The following is a 16645-nucleotide window of genomic DNA, read 5'->3' on the forward strand; positions in this document are numbered from 1 at the left end:
GCTCCTTAAGCGACGGAATCGAGGACTTCGGTCAGCCACTGGTTGGTGACTTCGACGCGGAAATTGGGGTTTTCGGCAGGCGGGACGTCGGTGAAGCGGATGTTCCAGTACACCTTGCCCTGCTCGAGGTGGCTGGCGGTGTTCAGCTCCGGGTCGGCGAAGACTTCGAAGTTGATGATCGCGCCCTGGTTCTTCAGGTCGCGCATGAAGGCCTGCAGGCCCTCGGTGACGTCCTTGACATAGGTGGCGGTGATGGAGCGGTCGACGGCCCACTTGTGGCCGTAGAGGATCGCGTCCATGACGATGTCCATGGTCCGCACGCGGGTGACGAAGGCCCATTTCGGGTCGCTCGACAGGGTGCGGTTGCCCCACAGGCGGAAGCCGTCGTCGCGGATGATGGTGGCGATGTTGGCGTTGTTCAGCAGGTTGGCGCGGCAGGTGTCATCGCCGTCGAGGAATTCCACGGCGCGGGTGGTGCCGGTGATGCCGACAAATTCCTTGTTCGAAGGCGAAGCCCAGAAGCCGTACTCGCGGTCGGTGTAGGCGAACAGGCCGGCGACCCAGGCCGACGCGGGGGCATCGACGGTAGCCAGGGCCTCGTTGTCCCAGTAGCGCACGCCGGGGTCGACCATGAAGGCCCGCTTGGCGCCGAACTGCTTGGCGTAGGCAAGCACTTGCTCTTCGGTGGTGTTGGGGCCATCCAGGATGGCGATGCCACGCAGTTTGTCGGCCAGGCCCACCAGGGCGGTGGCAATGGTGTTGACCGAGCTGTGGCCCGGAACGATCAGCAGGCGCGGTTGGGCATTGAATCGACTTTTGCCGTCGAGCAACGCTTGCAGGCCGGTACGCTTGCCGTTGATCCCGACGGTACCGATAATCGCCGAGATCTGTTCGGCAGTGTCATCGACCTTGGCCACGCCACAGGCGACGATAACTGCCTTGGCGCGAGCGAAGACGGCGCGGCAGGCCTTGGTGATGGCGGCATTGCCACCGAACGCAGCCACTGCTTCGCGCTCACTGGTGATCAGTACCAGGTCGTTGGCCTTTGCAGTGACGCCCGGGCCTTCGGTGAAGGTATCGACCAGGCCGATGATCGAGGACGAAGGCAACGCGATGTTGCGGGCACCCGTGTCGACATTGGTCACGGTGACGCCGTGGAAGAATCCACTCATGTAGGTTTGCTCCAGGTTCAGGTGTGAAAAGGCCCTGCGGGTGCAGGGCCTGGAAGGGGTAGATCGGTTTGGGAAAACGCCCGGCGTCGCGGGCGCTCAGGTTCAGGCGACTTCTTCGAAGCCTTGGCTGGTCAGCCAGTCGGCAGCCGCCGCCTCGTCAGGGCTCGCCGGCCAACTATCGGCGGTGGGCGCCGCGGCCGAGAGATCCAACCGGTTCAGTTCGATCCGGTAGCGCTTCCAGGCCGTCAGCGCCGTTACTTCGGCATCTGTGGCCATTTCCAGGGCAACGGCGTCCTGCAGGCTCGAGATGCGCAGCGTGGCGTATCGGACCAGCAGTGCCTGCTTGTGGGCGCCCGATTGGCGCAGCGCCTTGCCCCTGGCCAACTGGTTGACAACCCAGGCGCTGCCGTTCCAGGTATCGAAGTCCGAGGTCGGCGCTTGCAGCGTGAAATCTCCAGGCAGTTCGCCCAGCATGGTCCAGACCTGCGCCTCACCATCGGCGGTGCGATACACCGTCGCGCCTCGATGATCGACCACCTGGTCCCAGTGCTTGCCATCCTGGGTAGCGATGGCGGCGAAGCCCGTCTTCAACTCAGGCGGTTGGATGCGATAGCTGTGGGCCGGGATCAGCCAGACTCCAGGTTCGAGCGGGCTGGGATCGGCCGCGCAGGCCCCAAGAAACTCACCGCTGGCAGGGTCGACGTTGCACACCAGCGGCGCAACGACACCGGCCTGTTGCCACCAGGTGGTAGTGGCGGCCAGGTAGGACTGCACCGCCGCCACGGCGCCTTGAATGATTTGATCGGTCATGGGCACTCTCAAAATTTGATACAGGCCAGATAGGCCCGGTTGAATGGCCTGGATTCATTGCCGCCGCTGACGCTGGTGACGAAGCTGTGGGCATGGGCCGGCGCCGTGTCGGTATAGGCCGAGTTCACGCCATCGCCCATCTCGTCACCGAGCACGGCGTTACCGCCGCTGGTGACCATTGCCGCATTGATCCGCTCCCTCACCAGCAGCGTCACGTGCGAGTGGGCACCCGCGGCCGAGGTGGCCCCGGAGTGGGCGTGTTCGAGGTTCTGGCTGCCCTGATCCGAGAACAATGCCCGGCCAGGGTCGACGTTGCGTCCATCCGACCAGCCGCGGTCGAAGTAACCACGGTCATCGGGCAGGTTGAACGTCGTCGAGCCATCGCCAGCGCCAAACTGGGTACCGATGACCGCGAACAAGCGCGCATAGGTCACGCGCGAAACCGCTGCGCCGTTACGCTTCAGCCAACCCGCTGGTGGCACGCTCATCGCGAAGTGGGCGACATGGCCGGCGGTCAGGCCTGCGATGGCATTCACCTGTTCGATGGTGGCCTTCTTCGACAGCTCGTTGACCATCGTGGCGGCGAAGTTCGGATCGTTGCCGATCGCGGCCGCCAGTTCGTTGAGCTGGTCCAGTGCGGCCGGGGCCGAACCAACCAGGGCTGCAACCGCCTGCGCCACGGCATTGGAGGTTTCCGCCCGGGTGAAGACTTCACTCTTGGTGTAGGCGTCGGTGATACCGTAACCCGCCACGGTGGTCGGATTGCTCGCCGCAACGACGCGACCGTACTTGTCGACCTGCACGCTCCGATACGTACCCTCGGACACACCCGTGCGGCCAAACGCCATCTCGAACGCCAGGGCCGTCACGCCCAATGTGATCGTTGCATCGGTGACCAGCTGCCAGCCGCTGTCACCATTGACCGTGCCTTTCTCCACCAGCACCAGCAAGCCAGGTGTGACCTTGGCATCGGTATCGGCATCACTGCAGCGAACCCAGGCACTTGCGCCGACCTGGTACAAGCCGTTGTCCTTGGCTGCCGCCTGGTTTTTCACCAGTACACGGGCACCCGCCAGCAGCGCGACGCCGTCGATGGTCTGCAACCCATTCAAGGTGATGGGACCGGTGGTGGCTGCCTGCACCGAATGTTTGAAGTCTTGCCTGGCCAGTTCCTCGGTAACCCATTCACGGGTAGCGAGGACAACCGCAGGGTCGATCTTCAGCTGTACCAGGCTGGCGCTGCTGACGATCAGGTTCAGGCGCACCACCTGGGTGCGGCCCGAACCCTGGTTGAGCAACGGCTTGTAGGTGGGCGCGCAGTTGGCCACGGCAACCATGTCGCCGTCGGCGTCGTACAGCGCGACTTCACGGATCCAGCGGCCTCCCACTTCCGCAGGGATGACTTGCTCGGCGACGATCACCGAACTGTCCTTGTCGTCCACCTTGAGCTGGTTCAGCGGTGCGCGACGCCATTCGTTGATCAGGCTGGTCTGGGTGGCATTGGGGGTGGGGTCGAGGCCATTGGCGTCGCCCACCCCCATCTGGGTAATTTTCCACGGAATGCCCAAGGCATCCGCATTGGCCTGCTTCGCCGCGCCCACTTTGGTGAGGATGGCGTAGAACTGTGAATTCTGGTCAACCATGTGCAATGTCCAAGGTATCGATTGTGTGTTCCCGGCCACCGCGCCCGATCGCACCGCTGACGATGACGTCAGGGGGTGCTGGCGGGTAGACGTCGAGTTCATCGCCGTCCTGCAGCGCGCAGCCAAGGTAGAAGGCGCCACGGCTTTCGAGGCTGATCACCAGGCCGGTCAGGTGGCGGCTGACCGGTCGGGCATCGTCGATCTGCGACGACAGTTCGTTGTAGGTTTCTTCGCTGATGCCGGCGTCGGTCACCCCGAGTTTCAGGGCGAATGTGCCTGGCACCCCGACAGGCTGTGTCTGCCACCACTCCTCGACTTCGATCAGGTAGCCGAACGGTTCGACCACCCGCCGGAGGGCGCCGAGGGTGCCTTTGTGGGCGTGGACGAAGAACGCCGAACGGATCACCGAGCGCTTGATCGACTCGCTCCAGCGGTCGTCCCAGCGATCCACCGACCAGGCCCAGGCCAGTTGGTACAACAGGTGCGCCGGGCAGGTATCGGGGTTGTAGAGGGTGCGCAGGCCGACCTTGAGGTCTTCGTCGGCAGCCGCCTCCAGGGCGCGTTCCAGCGGCGTGCGATTGAGCGGCAAGAGCGTGTCCATGTCAGCCCCCGCGCTTGAGGTCGATGCCGGTGCACCAGGCTGCCTGTGCCTTGGTGGGGCGGATGTCGGTCCAATCCACCAGCTCGACCCGGCTCACGCCCTCGATGTGCAACTGTGCGTCGACACCGGAGCGGGCTACCTCGACACCCAATCGTCGCCGTGGGTTGACCCATGCCTCCAGGCGCCGTCGGCATTCACCGAGTATCGTTTCGTACTCCGGGCCACTGTCAGCCATGTGCAGCACCGCCTCTACGCGGTAGGGCAGGATCTCGGCACTGCGCACGTTGACCCGGTCGGCAACCGGGCGGATATCGTCGTCGTTAAGGTAGCTGGCGACTTGCGCCAGCAGTGGCGCGCCGGCCCTACCATTACCATCCAGGCTCAGTACCGTGACGTCTACCACCGCTGGCGACGGGCTCTCGGCGGTCGCGTCAGCGACCCGTCCCGAGGCGTTGCGAGCATGGAGGATGTAACTGTTGCGCGGGCCAGCCGTGGTCAGCCCTTCGTACACCAGCTGCACCCTTTCGCGTAGCGCGTCGTCGGACTCGAGGAGCAGCTCGATCGGCGGGATCGTGTTCGGGTTCGCGGCCCGGATCACCAGGCGTTGCAGGCTGACGTTGGCCGCCAGCTGGTCGAGGTCGCCTTCCTGGGCGTAGGCCAACAGCAAAGACTTGGCCGCATCGTTGACCCGCGCCCGGTTGAGCAGTTTGCGGTAGGCACCGACCTCCAGCAGCTTGATCACCGGGTCGCTTTCCAGTTTGGCGGTCCAGCTGTCGCCCATCTGGGCGCGGAAGCTGGCCAGGTCCTCCAGGTACAGTGCCTCGAAGTCGAGGTCTTCGAGCAGTTGCGGGACGGGCAGTTTCGACAGATCGACCTGGCTCATACAGTCACCTCCACCAGCGCGTCGTCACCCAGGTAGCGGCCACTCAAGGCCAGGCTGACCTGGCCGTCGAGCACGGCCACGACCTTGACCCGGTCCAGCTTCAGGCGCGGTTCCCAGCGCCCGAGGGCGCGGGCCACTTCCGCCTGCACCGCACTTTTCCAGCCTTCGTTGACCGGCAGGTCGACGTAGCGGCGCAGCTGACTGCCGTACTCCGGGCGCATGCGCCGGCTGCCAAGCGGCGTGGTGAGGATGTCTTCGATGGATTGACGCAGGTGGGCCACGCCCGACAGGGGCTGGCCGGTGCGGCGGTCCATGCCGATCATGGGGCACCTCCTGGGATTGAGGCTCCAGATAGCCTGTTCGGATAGCGCATGGTTATCACCTGGAAGAAAGGAATGGGTTGCCCGGACAAGCCGGGCAGCCGCTTCAGGAGACGAAGTCGTAGGTCAGGGCGATGGCCGCCGTGGCGTTGTTGGCGACGGTCCACAGGCCGTAACCCGCCGGGATGAACAGCGGATAAGGCAGGGTGTACTGCGAGTCGATGCCGCCGTTGATCCCGCCCATGATGGCGTGGACGCTCATGTCGCCGATGTAGGCCGGCGCCTTCGGGCCGGTGTACAGGTTGAGGATGCCGCCGCCGGTGCACAGGGTGGCGGTGCGCAGGTACACGCCATCCTTGTTGTCCGCGGCACTGAAGACCTGGCTGACGGCGGTTGGGTGGGCGTTGAAGAAATGCTTGCCGACTTTTACTGCTTCCATGTTGCTTTACCTTTTGAGTCGAAATGAGGGGGCGCGGCACTCACCGCGTTCATGTCGCTCAATGGCGATCTTGCTGGGCTCCAGGCCATTGTTCAGTGCTTGTGGTTGGCGGTGTTGCCGGCCGTGTCGATGATCCGGCCACCGCCGTTGATGTCGCCGCTGACCGTCAGCGGACCGTTGATGGCGACCGTGCCGGTCAGGGTGATCGACGCAGCGTCGAGGGTGATGGCGTTGTCGCTGACCACCAGGGTGCTGGCGCCGACCTTGACCGTGGCCTGGCCGCTGGGCAGCTGGATGTCATAGCGTTTGGCCTGCCAGTCGTAGGTCAGCGAGCCGCCGTCGTCGAAGCGCCAGACTTCGATATGGTCGCGGTTGTCCGGCGCCGTCCCGGCATTGCCGTACAACCCCGGGACGAAGGTGCCCAGGGCCGGTTCGCCGCTGGGGCTGATCAGCACGCCCTGCTCGTCCAGGCTCGGCACTCGCCAGTGGCGGGCCTTGCCGGCAGCCTGGGCATGCCAGCGCACCCAAGCACTGGTCCAGCCACCGCCGTCGGACACCCGCACCCGGGCCGTGGCCAGGTCCACCGCCACCACCCGGCAGGGGATCACCAGGCTGGCCAGCATGCGATCGTGCATGGCGCTGGCGTAGCTCATGCCAGGTCCTCCGGTGACAGGTACTTGTCCTGGTTGCCGAGCCCGGTGTCCGGGGCGAAGCCCAGCATCAGGCTGCCCGGCGGCTGGTCGGGCCAAGGCCAGTGGGCATTCCCCAGCAGGACCGGTTGTTCCCATTGCACCCGCCAGGTGCTGCCCTCGGCTTCGGCGAGGATGTCCCGTGCGCCCTCGACGTAATCGAGGCCCCAGGACTGCTGGCGCAGCACATCGATCAGCTGCGCCGCCAGCACGCCGGCCTGCGTCCGTGCCTGCGCGGGGGTGCCCTGGGCGGTGACGCGGGCTTCGAAGGTCGTCATCAGCAATGAGCGACCGTCACGCAGCGCCTCGTCGCCACGCATGCGCAACACGCCATGCACCAAGGCGGGCAGGGCCGGCTCGGTAATGTCGTCGCCCTCCGTGGCGACCGTGGCGAAGGCCGGCAACGCCGCCCGCAGGGTGGAGGTGACGGCCGCGTACAACTGGGCCAGTTCGCTCATGCTTGTGCTCCTTGAACGCTCGGTTCGGCGAAGGCCGGGCCCGCGAAGGCCCGGCGCCCGGCTCAGAAGTGCCAGGTCCAGATGTCGATTGGCTTCTGGTCAGGGTTGATCTTGCGGATATGGCGATAGGTCGGCTGGAAGCCGAAGCGCGCCCACACCGGTTTCTCGTCGAGGATGGCGATGCTGCCGTTGGCCTGCAGGCGCAGCACCGCGCTGGCATGGCCGCCGGTGTGCGAATGCCACAGCACCGCGTTGCCGGCACCGTAGACCACCAGGTTGCCGTCGCCCTGGAACACTGCGCGCACGGCGCCCTTGCCTTGGGTACCGGCGTTCCAGGTGGCCGCGCCGTTCGGGCCATAGGCCACGAGATTGCCGTCGCCCTGGAACACCAGCTTGCTGGCGCCCGCGCCGTATACCATGCCCTGTACCAGCTCGGAGCCAGGCGCCAGCAGCAGCGAGTCGACGGCGCCAGGCACCAGCGGGACGGCCGGCGTGCCGTTCCACAACGCCAGGGAGTCGACCAGCACGATATTGCCGTCGTCCTGCAGCACCAGGTGCGTGCGGTTCCACTGGTCGTTGCTGGTGAAGGTGCTGTTGTTGGTCAGCCACACCCGGCGCCGCGAGTAGTCGTCGAGGAATGCGCCGTACTGCACGTAGAAGGCCAGCGGGGCTTTCTTGTTGCGCAGGGGAATGCTCGAACTGAAGGGTTGCTGTTCATTGGCGACCCAGACGGTGGCGCCGTTGTCCTGGATCACCAGGTTGCCATCGCCCTGCAGCAGCAGCTTGAAGCGCTGGTTGGGCGACAGCAGGTACTGGCCCGCCGAAAGGGTCTGGTAAGCGGGCAGCACCGAAGTGCCGACGCCGTTGAAAGGAATGCGGGTACGACCTGCCATGGTGTTTCTCCTACTGGATCGATTGAAGGGGAGCTGGGCTCTGCGGCCCGTCCTGATCGCTCGGTGGCACGTTGTCGAGGCCCGTGGCCTTCATGTGGTTCAAGGTCGCGCAGCGCGAACACTTGATCTGGACCAGCGCCGACCCGCCGATGCGGGCCAGCAAGCGGTTGCATTTACCGCAGCGAAACTCGTTGAACATCCGCTTTCTTCCTTGTTACCGCGTTCATTCTTCGTCCTGGCGCGCCACTGCGGGCTGGTCGTCCAGCCCCAGCCGGCGCGCGGCCCAGCGCTCATAGAGACCGATGGCCACGTCGGCGCCAGCCATGGCGGTGAGGCAGCCAAAGGCACTGGCACTCCAGATCGACATGCCGCTGGCGTACAGCAGCATGACCGTCGATACCCCGCAGGCCATGCAGGCCCCGGAGCGCAGCGCCAGCCGCCTGAGCAGCCCCCAGCCGCGGGCGCCGGCCTTGTCGGCGCGCCACATCTCGCCGGAAAGCCCGCCCAGCAATGCCAGGAGGATCACCAGCCAGAGCGGCATCTCCAGCAACGCCTGTTGCTCGTTCGTCACGTTCCTGCCTCCTGTGTGTTGCCCGCCGGCGACATGCCGGCGGATCGTGATTGGCTTGACTCGGCATTCCAAAAAGCCCGCCCTGCAGGCTTTTCAGTAATGCGCGGTGTAACCGCCGGCCACGACTGGTGACGCCGTGCGGTTGCGCTTCAAATTGGTGACTCCGACCGCGGCCGCCTGCCCGCCGGATAACTGATCGTGGTGCTTTACGCTGCACACCCGGGCCAGTTGCCAACCCTCTGAACAGTCGAGGCCTGTTCATCGCTGCCTGTATCTCAACCGGTTTGCGTCCGGCTTGGGATACATTTTATGCACTCATGCATATGCAGTCAATGCACAAATTCAAATTTTTATGCATCAGCTTTTGCTTCTATGCATGGAGGCCTGATCTGACGTGGCTGTAGGGGTTTTCTGAGGGCGAAAAAAAACCCGCCGAGGCGGGTTTTTATCGAGGGCTGGGGATCAACGGGCGTACATGCCCCACCAGAAGACGTGGCCAAGGAGGCTGATCTGTTCTTCCTGCATCTGCTGGAAGCTGTAGTCCTCGTCGGGGTGCTCGTCGCGGTTGAAGCTGCGCAGGCGAATGCCGGTAGGCAGGCGGTACACTTGTTTCACCCGCAGCTGGCCATTGTGGTTGATGGCATAAAGGTCACCGTCGATGATATCGCCGATGGTGCTTTTACCGGTATTGACCCCGACCGTGGCGCCATCGCGCAGCACCGGCAGCATGCTGTTGCCGCGCACCGTCACGCACTTGGCGTTGTCGAACTGCACGCCATTGTGGCGCAGGCTGCGTTTGCCGAAGCGCAAGCGAGCGTTCTCGCTTTCCTCGATGACGAATCTTCCTGATCCTGCTGCCAACTCGACCTCACGAAGAAAAGGAACGGACACCTCGTCGTCCTCGACGGGGGTTTCATCGTCCCACAGGCTGATATCGCTCAGGGCTGCGTGGCCCTGGGCGAGCGGGGCCGCGTCACGGGACTCACCCAGTTCGACGCGGCCGCGCAACTGGTCGGTGCTCACGCCGAAGTACTCGGCGATCTTCGAGACGTGCTTGTCCGAAGGATCGACGATCTTCTCGCTGAGAATCCGCGACAGGGTGGATTGAGGCACGCCCGTGCGCCGATGCAGCTCTGTGGGGGACAGGCCGTGGCGGGCGAGCAGTTCTCTAAGTACGGAGGCTACGTTGCGCTTTTGCATAGAATGCATAGTAGCGAGAGCATATGCAAAATGCAATCGAGGGATGGCAAAGGTCAGTGATTTCTGATTCGCAACAGCCGGTCGCCGTCGGGACGCCGCAGTAAAGCTACGGGTATACTCCTCGGCCCAATTGCCAGCGCCGCATGAAAATAATCCGCGCAGGGCGCAGTGCCATGTTCAAGAACCGACTGTTTCGGATGCCTGCTATCAGGTATCCGGATCACAACAAGGCGCAGCCAGTGCCCCTGGCCGTGTCCAGGACAATTGAACCGCTCAACGAAAACAGGGAGGGTCCGGTGATACCCCATAGCGAAAGTCGTGTGACGACAACATCCAGTCGCTTGATCGAAGGTGCGGTGTACTTCGCATTGCTGGCCATCAGCGTCGCCATCTTCGAACCGCTGATCAGCAAGCTATCCGCCATTGGCGGTGACTATGTCGCCCACCTGAAATGGGCGAGCGAAATCGAAGAGCACGGCAAGCTCATACTTCCGCACCCGCTTTATCACGTTCTGGTCATCGTTGCGAAAAAATTGCTGGCCATCGACTACATCGCGGCTTCAACTGTGGTGATCCTCCTGGCCATTTCATTGCTGGCCATCCTCAGCTACCGTGTTCTCGCGCCCCGCACATCGTTGCCCGTTGCCTTTGTGTTCTCTGTCTGCCTGCTCCTGGTGACACCGCTGCAGGCGTTCTTTTTCGTCGATAACCACTTGTACTTCGGCTACATCGGCATCACGGTCTACCACAGCCCCACCATGCTGCTGCTCAAACCGTTGTCATTGATCGTGTTCTGCTATGCCCTGAAGACAGTGGACCGCCCCGCAGGAGATCCACTGCCCAGTGCCCTCGCGTTTGCTGCTGCGATTTTCGTCTGCGGTATTTCCAAACCGAACTTCCTGCTGATCGTCCTGCCGGCGTTCGTGCTGTTCCTGATGATCACCCAGCAACTGCATTCCACCCTGAAACGCCCGTACATCTACGGGGCCTTTTTCCTCCCTGTCCTACTGGTGCTCAGCCTTCAGTTCTTCCACACCTACTTTTACCAAGGGCTTTCCACCGGGACGGGCAATGAAGAAAGCCACGTGCTGTTCCTGCCATTCGAAACATTCTCCCACTACTCGAATTTCCTGACTGGCAAGCTGTTCCTGTCGATTGCCTTCCCGCTGCTTGTGCTGCTCTCCTATCCCAAGGCGAGCACACAGAACAAGGCCTTCGTGCTGGCGTTCCTGTGCCTGCTGATGGGCATGATCCTCACCTACTTCTTCGCCGAAAGTGGCTATCGAATGTATGCCGGCAACTTCTGGTGGAGCGGGCAGATCGGCCTGTACCTGGCATTCCTGTTCTCGCTGGCGTTCCTGCTCGGTGATCGCAAGTCCCTGACCCGCACCGTGTTCGATAAGATAAAGTACGGCCTCTGCCTCAGCGTGTTCTTCGCACACACGGCTTGCGGCGTGTTCTATTACCGTCAAGAACTTCTGTTTGGCTACATGCAGTACTGGTAACAGTCAATTCAACGCTCAACAAGAAAGTCACGGAATACGATGCCACTACAGACTGCAGATCCTCTATTGTCGGTTGTCATACCGGTCTACAAGGCTGAGCAATCTCTCGACGAATTGTACCGACGCCTGAAAGCCTCGCTGGAGACGATTTCTCTTGATTTCGAGATTCTGCTGGTCGAGGACTGTGGGGGCGATCGCTCATGGGAGATCATCGAACGGCTCGCCGCAAGTGATCCCCGTGTCCGGGGTATCCAGTTAAGCCGCAATTTCGGACAACACTACGGTATCACCGCAGGCCTGGACAGCTGTCGCGGTCAGTGGGTCGTCGTCATGGACTGTGATCTGCAGGATCGGCCCGAGGAAATCCCGCGCCTTTATGCCAAGGCCCAGGAAGGCTTCGACATTGTCCTAGCGCTGCGCGGCAAACGCCGTGACGCGCCACTCAAGCGGCTCACGTCGTGGCTGTTCTACAAGATGTTCAGTTACCTGGCCGACTTTGACTACGATGGCGACAGTGGCAACTTTCGGATCATCTCCCGCAAGGTGGTCGACAACCTCTGCCAGATGCGTGAGCAACTGCGCTTTTTTGGTGCCCTGGTCCACTGGATGGGGTTCAACACCACCGGTATTGCGGTCGAGCACGCCGAGCGCCCACATGGCGAGAGCACCTATACCTTCTCGAAACTCTGGGATCTGGCGATGGAAACCATCATCGCCTATTCCGACAAGCCTCTGCGGTTAGCGGTCAAGCTCGGTTTTTCCATGGCATTGCTGTCTTTCCTGTATGGCGCCTACCTGCTCACCACCACGTTACTGCACGGTGCGGTCGTACCTGGCTGGACCAGCCTGATGGTGTCGCTGTTCTTCATTGGCGGGGTGATCATCTCCATTCAGGGTGTTGTCGGCATCTATATCGGCAAGACGTTCGACGAAACCAAGAAGCGGCCGCTGTACATCGTCAGACAAAAGACCTTCTGAGGTGCTGACGTTGAGATCCCCAAGCGCCACCACCCTTGCCCAATTAATTCGTTACGGCATTGTTGGCGTAACGAGCAATGGCCTGGTCTATCTTGGCTACCTGCTCCTCGTCTACGCAGACGTCGGCAAGAAACTCTCGATGACACTCATGTACCTCATCGGCGTAGTCTTCGGCTTCATCGCCAACCATCAATGGACTTTCATGCAAGGTAAGCAACGTGGCGCAATGCTTCGTTATGTGCAAATGCATATCATCGGCTACTTGCTGAATTTTTTGTTATTGCTCATTTTCTCCGACCTACTTGGTTACCCCCATCAGGCCGTGCAGGCAGTCGCCATCCTGGTCGTCGCGCTTTATGGTTTCCTGGCCTGCAAGTATTTCGTATTTCGTGGTGACTCGAAATGAAAACCGGTTTCCGCAAAGACTTCTATCAGGAATTGGCGAGCCTGGAGGGCAAGAACTTCTGGTTTCGCGCTAGAAACAAAATCATCATCTGGGCACTGAAAAAGTACATGCCGCAGCTGACCTCATTTCATGAGGTCGGCTGCGGCACAGGGTTCGTCATATCTGCCGTGGCCCGTGCATTCCCTGAAGCACACCTCTCGGGCAGCGAGTACTTCAATGAAGGCCTGGTTTACGCGCGGCAGCGGCTTCCCGATGTCGAGTTCCAACAAATGGATGCCAGGCAAATCAATTTCGCGTCAGCACCGGATGTCATCGGAGCTTTCGATGTGCTTGAGCATATCGAAGAGGATGAGCAGGTTCTGGATCAGATGGCCAGGGCCCTGGCGCCAAACGGCATGTTGTTCATCACCGTTCCGCAACATCGCTGGCTGTGGAGCTCCGTGGATGTACATGCCTGTCATGTCAGGCGATATGAGGCCAGTGAACTGCATGGCAAGATGGTCCGGGCTGGATTGGAAGTCGTTCGAAGCACCTCGTTTGTCAGCACCTTGCTGCCAGCGATGTACCTGTCCCGTCTGATGAAAAAGCACTCAGACGACGCAAAGCCCGACGAAATGGCCGAACTGCGCATCCACCCTGCGTTGAACGGGATCTTTGAGTGGGCATTGAACCTTGAACTGGCAATGATTCGACGGGGGCTGAACCTGCCCCTGGGAGGATCACGGCTGGTTGTCGCACGAAAGCTGCCAACCGCGATGAACTGATGCCTCGATTTTCTGACAGAAGGCGACCCGTCGTTCGTGATACCCTCTCGCCAGCCTTTTAGGTGGCACAGCAGGCGTATCACGGTGTTTCAACCGTGGACGTCACCCCAATCCTGCCCCAGTCCTCCAAAGACTTGCCTGCAACTCACTGATGAATAAAGCAATTTCCGATCTCAGCGCACACACCCCGATGATGCAGCAGTACTGGAAGCTGAAAAACCAGCACCCAGACCAGCTGATGTTCTACCGCATGGGCGATTTCTACGAGATCTTCTACGAAGATGCGAAGAAAGCCGCGAAACTGCTGGATATCACCCTGACCGCCCGCGGGCAGTCGGCGGGCCAGTCGATTCCCATGTGCGGGATTCCGTTCCACTCGCTGGAAGGCTACCTGGCCAAGCTGGTCAAGCTCGGCGAGTCGGTGGTCATCTGCGAGCAGATCGGCGACCCGGCCACCAGCAAGGGCCCGGTGGAGCGCCAGGTGGTGCGCATCATCACCCCGGGCACGATCAGCGACGAGGCCTTGCTCGACGAGCGCCGCGACAACCTGATCGCCGCCCTGCTGGGTGACGAGCGCCTGTTCGGCCTGGCGGTGCTGGACATCACCAGCGGCAACTTCACCGTGCAGGAAATCAAGGGCTGGGAGAACCTGCTGGCCGAGCTCGAACGCATCAACCCGGTGGAACTGCTGATCCCCGACGACTGGCCGCAGGGCCTGCCGGCCGAAAAGCGCCCCGGCGCCCGTCGCCGCGCACCGTGGGACTTCGACCGCGACACGGCGCGCAAGAGCCTCTGCCAGCAGTTCGCCACCCAGGACCTCAAGGGCTTTGGCTGCGACAAGCTGACCCTGGCCATCGGCGCCGCCGGCTGCCTGCTGACCTACGCCAAGGAAACCCAGCGCACCGCCCTGCCCCACCTGCGCAGCCTGCGTCACGAGCGCCTGGACGACACGGTCATCCTCGATGCCGCCAGCCGCCGCAACCTGGAGCTGGACATCAACCTGGCCGGTGGCCGCGACAACACCCTGCAATCGGTCATCGACCGTTGCCAGACCGCCATGGCCAGCCGCCTGCTGACCCGCTGGCTGAACCGTCCGCTGCGCGACCTGAAGGTGCTCAGGGCACGCCAGGATTCGATCCGCTGCCTGCTCGACGGCTACCGTTTCGAGAAGCTGCAGCCGCAGCTCAAGGAAATCGGCGACATCGAGCGGATCCTCGCGCGGATCGGCCTGCGCAACGCCCGTCCCCGTGACCTGGCGCGCCTGCGCGACGCCCTCGGCGCCCTGCCCGAGCTGCAGAACGCCATGACCGAGCTGGAGGCGCCACACCTGGCGCGCCTGGCCGCGATCACCGGCACCTATCCGGAGCTGGCCGGCCTGCTGGAGCGGGCGATCATCGACAACCCACCGGCGGTGATCCGCGACGGTGGCGTGCTCAAGACCGGCTATGACAGCGAACTGGACGAGCTGCTGGCGATCAGCGAGAACGCCGGCCAGTTCCTCATCGACCTGGAAGCCCGCGAGAAGGCCCGCACGGGCCTGGCCAACCTCAAGGTCGGCTACAACCGCGTGCACGGCTACTTCATCGAACTGCCGACCAAGCAGGCCGAGCAGGCACCCGCCGACTACATCCGGCGGCAGACGCTCAAGGGCGCCGAACGCTTCATCACCCCCGAGCTCAAGACCTTCGAGGACAAGGCGCTGTCGGCCAAGAGCCGCGCCCTGGCCCGCGAGAAGATGCTCTACGACGCCTTGCTCGAAACCCTGATCGAACACCTGGCGCCGCTGCAGGACAGCGCCGCCGCCCTGGCCGAACTGGATGTGCTGAGCAACCTGGCCGAGCGCGCCCTGAACCTGGACCTGAACTGCCCAAGCTTCGTCGAGGAGCCGTGCCTGCGCATCGAGCAGGGCCGTCACCCGGTGGTCGAGCAGGTGCTGACCACGCCATTCGTGGCCAACGACCTGGGCCTGGACAACAGCACGCGCATGCTGATCATCACCGGCCCGAACATGGGCGGTAAGTCCACCTACATGCGCCAGACCGCGCTGATCGTGCTGATGGCCCATATCGGCAGCTTCGTCCCGGCAGCCGCCTGCGAACTGTCGCCGGTCGACCGCATCTTCACCCGTATCGGCTCCAGCGACGACCTGGCCGGCGGGCGTTCGACCTTCATGGTCGAGATGAGCGAGACCGCCAACATCCTGCACAACGCCACCGACCGCAGCCTGGTGCTGATGGACGAAGTCGGACGCGGCACCAGTACCTTCGATGGCCTGTCGCTGGCCTGGGCCGCCGCCGAGCGCCTGGCCCAGTTGCGCGCCTACACGCTGTTCGCCACCCACTACTTCGAACTGACCGTGCTGCCGGACAGCGAGCCGCTGGTGGCCAACGTGCACCTGAACGCCACCGAGCACAACGAACGCATCGTGTTCCTGCACCACGTCCTGCCGGGCCCGGCGAGCCAGAGCTACGGCCTGGCCGTGGCGCAGTTGGCGGGCGTGCCGGCGGCGGTGATCCAACGCGCCCGCGAGCACCTCGGCCGGCTGGAAACCGCCAGCCTGCCCCACGAGGCGCCGGTCACGCCAGCCCGCGACAACATGCCTCACGTGCCGCACCAGAGCGACCTGTTCGCCAGCCTGCCACACCCAGCCATCGAGAAGCTGGGCAAGCTGGACCTGGACGACATGACACCGCGCCAAGCTATCGAAATGCTATATCAACTGAAAAACCTGTTATAACGGCCCACCGCGCAAGCTGGTAGAATCCGGCGCGGTTTGCGAGCACTGCAGGTTATTAGCCTGGCCTGCAGCCAGCACCGTGAACCGCGCTGCCCTGGTAAGGAAGGGCAAGCTGCCGTCGCCTGAGGAGAGAATTAGAAATGACCTTCGTCGTCACCGACAACTGCATCAAATGCAAGTACACCGACTGCGTGGAAGTCTGTCCGGTGGACTGCTTCTACGAAGGCCCGAACTTCCTGGTGATTCACCCGGACGAGTGCATCGACTGTGCGCTGTGCGAGCCGGAGTGCCCGGCCCAGGCGATTTTCTCGGAAGACGAAGTGCCGTCCGGCATGGAGAACTTCATCGAGCTGAACGCCGAGCTGGCGGAGATCTGGCCGAACATCACCGAGAAGAAAGACGCCCTGCCGGACGCCGAAGAGTGGGATGGCAAGACGGGCAAGATTGCCGACCTGGAGCGCTGATAGCGCCCAGTTGCGAAAAAGGCCCGAAAGGGCCTTTTTTCATTTCCGACGGGCAAAAAAAAGGGGCGGTTTGACCCGCCCACATTTTTTCCGTAGTCCCTGTATGTCCCAA

Annotated in this window: 19 protein-coding genes; 6 read left to right on the forward strand and 13 right to left on the reverse strand. The window is 62.7% G+C overall.

What is annotated here, in order from left to right; translation table 11 throughout:
• Positions 1-5: 5 nt before the first annotated feature.
• The 13 genes from NMG10_RS05225 to NMG10_RS05285 all read right to left on the reverse strand — a co-directional run bounded on the left by NMG10_RS05225 (position 6) and on the right by NMG10_RS05285 (position 9688).
• Positions 6-1172, reverse strand: coding sequence for a phage tail sheath family protein (locus tag NMG10_RS05225; protein WP_232856823.1), 1167 nt, complete (start codon positions 1170-1172; stop codon positions 6-8).
• Positions 1173-1274: 102 nt separating this feature from the next.
• Positions 1275-1982 (reverse strand): tail fiber assembly protein, encoded by a 708-nt coding sequence (locus tag NMG10_RS05230; protein ID WP_254463914.1) that lies wholly within the window; start codon positions 1980-1982, stop codon positions 1275-1277.
• An 8-nt stretch (positions 1983-1990) separates the two neighbouring features.
• Complete coding sequence (locus NMG10_RS05235; RefSeq protein WP_232856821.1) at positions 1991-3625, reverse strand: phage tail protein; 1635 nt, start codon at positions 3623-3625, stop codon at positions 1991-1993.
• Positions 3618-4226, reverse strand: a complete 609-nt coding sequence (locus NMG10_RS05240; protein ID WP_232856820.1) for a phage tail protein I — start codon at positions 4224-4226, stop codon at positions 3618-3620. The genes NMG10_RS05235 and NMG10_RS05240 overlap by 8 nt, the downstream gene beginning before the upstream one ends.
• A gap of 1 nt (position 4227) precedes the next feature.
• On the reverse strand, positions 4228-5109 hold the full coding sequence (locus NMG10_RS05245) for a baseplate J/gp47 family protein (protein ID WP_232856819.1): 882 nt from the start codon (positions 5107-5109) through the stop codon (positions 4228-4230).
• Complete coding sequence (locus tag NMG10_RS05250) at positions 5106-5432, reverse strand: GPW/gp25 family protein (protein WP_232856818.1); 327 nt, start codon at positions 5430-5432, stop codon at positions 5106-5108. Before NMG10_RS05250 ends, NMG10_RS05245 begins: the two co-directional genes overlap by 4 nt.
• A 103-nt stretch (positions 5433-5535) precedes the next feature.
• Positions 5536-5868, reverse strand: coding sequence for a hypothetical protein (locus NMG10_RS05255; RefSeq protein ID WP_110738424.1), 333 nt, complete (start codon positions 5866-5868; stop codon positions 5536-5538).
• 92 nt (positions 5869-5960) lie between these two features.
• Positions 5961-6521, reverse strand: a complete 561-nt coding sequence (locus NMG10_RS05260) for a phage baseplate assembly protein V (RefSeq protein ID WP_232856817.1) — start codon at positions 6519-6521, stop codon at positions 5961-5963.
• Positions 6518-7015 carry a hypothetical protein gene (locus NMG10_RS05265; RefSeq protein ID WP_232856816.1) on the reverse strand — a complete coding sequence of 166 codons (498 nt, stop codon included), beginning with the start codon at positions 7013-7015 and terminating at the stop codon, positions 6518-6520. Before NMG10_RS05265 ends, NMG10_RS05260 begins: the two co-directional genes overlap by 4 nt.
• A 62-nt stretch (positions 7016-7077) precedes the next feature.
• Positions 7078-7908, reverse strand: coding sequence for a putidacin L1 family lectin-like bacteriocin (locus NMG10_RS05270; protein ID WP_203651179.1), 831 nt, complete (start codon positions 7906-7908; stop codon positions 7078-7080).
• A gap of 10 nt (positions 7909-7918) precedes the next feature.
• A complete protein-coding gene (locus NMG10_RS05275; RefSeq protein ID WP_203651177.1) occupies positions 7919-8107 on the reverse strand; it encodes a Com family DNA-binding transcriptional regulator in 189 nt (62 codons plus the stop codon).
• Positions 8108-8131: 24 nt separating this feature from the next.
• Entirely contained in the window at positions 8132-8479 is a 348-nt protein-coding gene (locus NMG10_RS05280) for a phage holin family protein (RefSeq protein ID WP_203651175.1), read from the reverse strand.
• Positions 8480-8941: 462 nt separating this feature from the next.
• A complete protein-coding gene (locus NMG10_RS05285; protein ID WP_232856815.1) occupies positions 8942-9688 on the reverse strand; it encodes an XRE family transcriptional regulator in 747 nt (248 codons plus the stop codon).
• 164 nt (positions 9689-9852) lie between these two features.
• On the opposite strand from NMG10_RS05285, the gene NMG10_RS05290 reads away from it, so the two are divergent.
• The 6 genes from NMG10_RS05290 to fdxA all read left to right on the forward strand — a co-directional run bounded on the left by NMG10_RS05290 (position 9853) and on the right by fdxA (position 16533).
• A complete protein-coding gene (locus NMG10_RS05290; RefSeq protein WP_254463915.1) occupies positions 9853-11184 on the forward strand; it encodes a hypothetical protein in 1332 nt (443 codons plus the stop codon).
• A 39-nt stretch (positions 11185-11223) separates the two neighbouring features.
• Complete coding sequence (locus tag NMG10_RS05295; RefSeq protein ID WP_232856812.1) at positions 11224-12162, forward strand: glycosyltransferase family 2 protein; 939 nt, start codon at positions 11224-11226, stop codon at positions 12160-12162.
• A gap of 1 nt (position 12163) precedes the next feature.
• Complete coding sequence (locus NMG10_RS05300; RefSeq protein WP_254463916.1) at positions 12164-12568, forward strand: GtrA family protein; 405 nt, start codon at positions 12164-12166, stop codon at positions 12566-12568.
• Complete coding sequence (locus NMG10_RS05305) at positions 12565-13332, forward strand: trans-aconitate 2-methyltransferase (RefSeq protein ID WP_234562549.1); 768 nt, start codon at positions 12565-12567, stop codon at positions 13330-13332. The genes NMG10_RS05300 and NMG10_RS05305 overlap by 4 nt, the downstream gene beginning before the upstream one ends.
• Before the next feature lie 163 nt (positions 13333-13495).
• On the forward strand, positions 13496-16069 hold the full coding sequence (gene mutS / locus NMG10_RS05310; protein WP_234562558.1) for a DNA mismatch repair protein MutS: 2574 nt from the start codon (positions 13496-13498) through the stop codon (positions 16067-16069).
• A gap of 140 nt (positions 16070-16209) precedes the next feature.
• The gene (gene fdxA / locus NMG10_RS05315) at positions 16210-16533 is read left to right on the forward strand and encodes a ferredoxin FdxA (RefSeq protein ID WP_050704429.1); all 324 of its coding nucleotides are present in this window, start codon (positions 16210-16212) and stop codon (positions 16531-16533) included.
• The last annotated feature ends 112 nt before the right edge of the window (positions 16534-16645 follow it).

It is taken from the genome of Pseudomonas sp. DVZ6 (assembly GCF_024259445.1).
Taxonomy (GTDB): domain Bacteria; phylum Pseudomonadota; class Gammaproteobacteria; order Pseudomonadales; family Pseudomonadaceae; genus Aquipseudomonas; species Aquipseudomonas peradeniyensis.